3 protein-coding genes are annotated in these 3,126 nt (G+C 60.3%); all 3 read right to left on the bottom strand.

Annotated elements, in window-relative coordinates; genetic code table 11:
* On the bottom strand, positions 1 to 421 hold a 421-nt coding region (locus JWQ24_RS28160), incomplete at its 3' end, for a ClpX C4-type zinc finger protein (RefSeq protein WP_299815798.1).
* 436 nt (positions 422 to 857) lie between these two features.
* Entirely contained in the window at positions 858 to 1,490 is a 633-nt protein-coding gene (locus JWQ24_RS28155; protein ID WP_299815795.1) for an ATP-dependent Clp protease proteolytic subunit, read from the bottom strand.
* Between the two features lie 281 nt (positions 1,491 to 1,771).
* A partial coding sequence (gene tig / locus JWQ24_RS28150) for a trigger factor (RefSeq protein ID WP_299815792.1) occupies positions 1,772 to 3,126 on the bottom strand: 1,355 nt, incomplete at its 5' end.

The raw sequence follows: 3,126 nt of genomic DNA, 5'->3' as shown, positions 1-3,126 counted from the left end.
TCGTGAACGGCACGTCGAGGATGCGGGCGAGCGTCTGCGCGAGCAGCGTCTTGCCCGAACCGGTCGGTCCGATCAGCAGGATGTTCGACTTCGCCAGTTCGACGTCGTTGTGCTTGGTCTGGTGGTTAAGGCGCTTGTAGTGGTTATGCACCGCGACCGAGAGGACCTTCTTAGCATGGCTCTGACCGATGACGTAATCGTCGAGAACCTTGCAGATTTCCTTCGGCGTCGGAATTCCGTCGCGCGACTTGACCAGCGAGGATTTGTTTTCCTCGCGAATGATGTCCATGCAGAGCTCGACGCACTCGTCGCAGATGAAGACGGTAGGACCCGCGATCAATTTGCGAACTTCGTGCTGGCTCTTGCCGCAGAACGAGCAATACAGCGTGTTCTTGGAGTCGCTGGTACCGACCTTACTCATTATCTTCTCCGTCCGCCGTTCGATCTTGTTCGTTCGGTCGCCCTGTTACGGCACTCATCCGTAGATAGAGCAAAATCCGTACCAAAAAAGACCCCATTGCAGAATGCCGCACGAATCACGGCTAACTCGAATCTTCCCGCGATACTAACCTCGATCCGCATCAGCGAACCATGCTGCCAGCCGTTGATCAAGAATTCGCTAACCGGCGCGGCCGGTGAGGCCGTGACAATAGCGTGATTTGCGGCGTTTGCGCGAACAGACTGTGAATTCAGCCCGCCGTTGCGCGAATACCACCACCGCGATGAGCACGAACGTGGAACGCGCTTCGAAGCCCGTCGGCACCCATTACCGATCTTGCCGGCGATGGTCCTGATCTCGGTTAGGTCAGAACAGGCGGCGCGCGGGCGCCGTCTGTTCTGGTGGAGAAAAACGTGAACTACGGCGCTTTCGCCGTGGATTCTTCGGCGCGCTTGTCGATCACCTTGTCGATGATGCCGAAGTCCTTCGCCATGTCGGCGGTGAGGAACTTGTCGCGCTCCAGCGCTTCCTCGATCGCAGAATAGGCCTGGCCGGTGTGCTTAACGTAGATCTCGTTAAGCCGCTTCTTCAGGTTCAGGATTTCCTGGGCATGCAGCATGATGTCAGTCGCCTGGCCCTGGAAGCCACCGGACGGCTGGTGCACCATGATGCGCGAGTTCGGCAGCGAGAAGCGCATGTCCTTGTGACCGGCGCAGAGCAGCAGCGAGCCCATCGAAGCCGCCTGCCCGACGCACAGCGTCGATACCGGCGGGCGGATGAACTGCATCGTGTCGTAGATCGCCAGACCCGACGTCACCACGCCACCGGGCGAGTTGATGTACATCGAGATTTCCTTCTTCGGATTCTCGGCTTCGAGAAACAGAAGCTGAGCGACGGTCAACGTCGACATGCCATCCTCGACCGGACCGGTCACGAAGATGATGCGCTCTTTCAGCAGACGCGAGAAAATGTCGTAGGCCCGTTCGCCGCGGGTGGTCTGTTCGACCACCATCGGCACCAGATTCATGTAGGTTTCCACCGGATCGCGCATTGATCACCCAAGGTTGGCGGCGGCGAGCGTCCATCGGCAAGACTGGAACCGGTTACGGTTTGCCGGGATAGGACGAACGTCCCGTGATGCAGGAATAACTATCAGAGCCCACAGATATGGGCCAATCGGGCGGCGACAAGACCACTGGCCGTCGATGCCCGCAGGCAACAGTTCAAGCCGATTCGCGCGGCTACGGCAAAGCGATGCAGGGGGTCCATCGCCGGTATCGGGACGTATCGTTAACGCCGACCGCGAGTCGCGGCCGGCGTCTGAGCGATGGATCAGGCTGCGGACTTGTCCGCATCCTCGTCCTTGTAGAGCTCTTCACGGGTGACCTTCTTCTCGGACACGTTCGCGAGCTCAAGGATGTAATCGACCACCTTGTCCTCGTAGATCGGTGCACGAAGCTGGGCCAATGCATTGGCATTGTTACGGTAATAGTCCCAGACTTCCTTCTCGCGGCCCGGCATCGAGCGGGCGCGCTCGATCACTGCGCGGCTGACTTCGTCGTCAGTCACGGTGATCTTGTTCTTCTCGCCGATCTCCGACAGCACGAGGCCGAGGCGCACGCGGCGGTCAGCAATCTTGCGGTATTCTTCCATCGCGGCTTCTTCGGTGGTGTTCTCGTCGGCGAAGGTCTTGCCCGAGGATTCCATCTCCTGCTTGATGGAATTCCACATCAGCTTGAACTCTTCCTCGATCAGCGACGGCGGCGCGCCGAACTGATGGGTCTCGTCCAGACGATCGAGCAACACGCGCTTGACGCGCTGGCGGGTCGCACCGGCGTATTCGGCGGTCAGGCGCTCCTTGGCAGCTTCCTTGAGCTTGTCGAGCGATTCCAGACCCAGCGTCTTGGCGAACTCGTCGTCGATCACGGTGTCGACGCCGGATTCGATCTTGGTCGCGGTGGTCTCGAACTCGGCCGGCTTGCCGGCCAGCATCTCGCTGGCATAGTTCTTCGGGAATTCGACCTTCAGGGTGCGGGTCTCGCCGGTGCCGATACCGATCAGCTGCTCCTCGAAGCCCGGGATGAAGGTGTTGGAGCCGATCAGGACCTGGATGTCCTCGCCGGTGCCGCCGTCGAATGCGACGCCATCGATGGTGCCCTTGAAGCTGACGGTGACACGGTCGCCGGAGGCGGCCTTCTCGCCATCGGCCTTGGCGACGAACGCACGGTTCTGGTCGGCGACGCGCTTGATGGCTTCGTCGACGTCGGAGTCGGCGACATCAGCGACCGGCTTCTCGACCGAAAAGCTCTTGAAGTCGGCCAGTTCGATGGCGGGAACGACTTCGATCGCGACAGTGTAATTGAGGTCCGACTTGCCGGACAGGATGTCTTCGACTTCCTTCTGCTCGGTCGGCATCGTCACCTTGGGCTCGGTGGCGAGGCGGAAGCCGCGCTCGGTGAAGATCTGCGAATTGGTGTCGCGGATCAATTCCTCGACGGTTTCGGCGGCGACCGAGCGGCCATACAGGCGCTTCAGGTGGCCCATCGGGACCTTGCCGGGGCGGAAGCCGTTGAGCTTGACCTTGCCCTTCATGTCATCGAGGCGCGCATCGACCTTGGCTTCGATGTCGGCGGCCGGAACGTTGACCTGGAATTCGCGCTTCAGTCCGTCGGAGACGGTTTCATTCA

The sequence above is a fragment of the Tardiphaga sp. genome (genome assembly GCF_028290495.1).
GTDB lineage: Bacteria > Pseudomonadota > Alphaproteobacteria > Rhizobiales > Xanthobacteraceae > Tardiphaga.
The sequence above is the reverse complement of the archived record's forward strand: the minus strand, read 5'-3'. Positions and strand labels throughout refer to the sequence as shown.

Coding starts and splice junctions, on each gene's coding strand:
- JWQ24_RS28155 (WP_299815795.1), bottom strand. CDS start 1,490: ATGCGCGATCCGGTGGAAACCTACATGAATCTGGTGCCGATGGTGGTC.